The 1,261-nt window shown below is 70.1% G+C and carries 1 protein-coding gene; it reads left to right on the top strand.

Annotation, left to right across the window (positions count from 1 at the left end; translation table 11 throughout):
- Positions 1 to 1,261: double-strand break repair protein AddB (gene addB / locus ENZ75_RS32195; RefSeq protein ID WP_128278626.1), on the top strand; the 1,261-nt coding region annotated here is incomplete at both ends.

Genomic DNA, 1,261 nt, shown 5'->3' with positions numbered 1-1,261 from the left:
AAATTCCTCGCGGAAAGCGACCGCTCCAATCCGGCCGCGCATCGCAGCGCGCTGATCCGCGCCGAGGCGGCGCGGCTGCAGCGCAATCCGCCCGCCGGCCCGGTCATCGCCGCAGGCTCGACCGGCTCGATACCAGCGACGGCCGAATTGCTTGCCGCGATCGCGCGCCTGCCCGGCGGCGCCATCGTGCTGCCGGGTCTCGACCGGACGCTGGACGAAGCGTCGTTCCAGGCGATTGCCGCGCCTGGCGCGCGTCCAGCCGTACTCGGCCACCCGCAATATGGCTTGGCCAGGCTGATCGGCAAGATCGGCGTATTGCGCGGCGACGTCGAGGAGATTGGCGTGGCCGAACCGCGACGTGCGCTTCGCGCTGCCCTTGTCGGCGAAGCGCTGCGGCCGGCCGAAACCACCGAACTCTGGGCCGAGACACGTGCCGGTTTCCCGGCGTCCGACATTGCCGGCGCCTTCGCCGAGGTGACCTTGCTCGAAGCCGCCAGCGAACGTGATGAGGCCGTCGCCATCGCCGTCGCGCTCAAGCGCGCGGTCGAACAGCCCGGCCAAAGGGCGGCTCTCGTCACCGGCGACCGCGCGCTGGCGCGGCGCGTCTCGATCGAGCTCCAGCGCTTCGGCGTCGTTGCCGACGATTCCGGTGGCACACCGCTCGCCAACACTCCGGCGGCCAGCCTGCTCAGGCTGGCGCTCGAGGCACTGTTCCGGCCAGGCGATCCGGTTGGCCTGCTGTCGCTGCTCAAGCATCCGCTGCTCGGCCTCGGCCTCGAACGGGCCGATGTGCGCCACGCGGCGGAGCTGATCGAACTGGTGGCGTTGCGCGGCGGCACAGGCCGCCCCGACATCGTTTCGCTACCGGAACTGTTCGAAGCCCGCCTCACCGGCTTGGGCGGCGGCAGCCGGCAGCCCTTCTGGTTTTCCCGGCTGACCGTGCGCTCTATCGAAACTGCGCGGAATTTGCTCGAACGTCTCAAGCAGGCGCTGGCGCCGCTCGCAGCCTTCCGAGGCCGGGATGACGCCGACCTTGCCGCGCTTGTCAGGGCCAGTGTCGTGACACTCGAAAATCTCGGCCGCATCGCCGACGGCGGCCTTGGCGAACTCTATGCCGGTGACGCCGGCGAGAAGCTTGCCGAACTGCTGCGCGGGCTGGTCGCGGCTTCGGCTTCGCTGTCCTTCGCGGCGACCGAGTGGCCCGACATCATGGCGGCGCTGATCGCGCCTGAAACGGTCAAGCCGGCACAAGGCACCGACC

This window comes from Mesorhizobium sp. M7A.F.Ca.CA.002.04.1.1 (assembly GCF_004022805.1).
In the GTDB taxonomy this organism is placed as follows: Bacteria; Pseudomonadota; Alphaproteobacteria; order Rhizobiales; family Rhizobiaceae; genus Mesorhizobium; species Mesorhizobium ciceri.
This window is presented reverse-complemented; position numbering and strand designations above follow the sequence as displayed.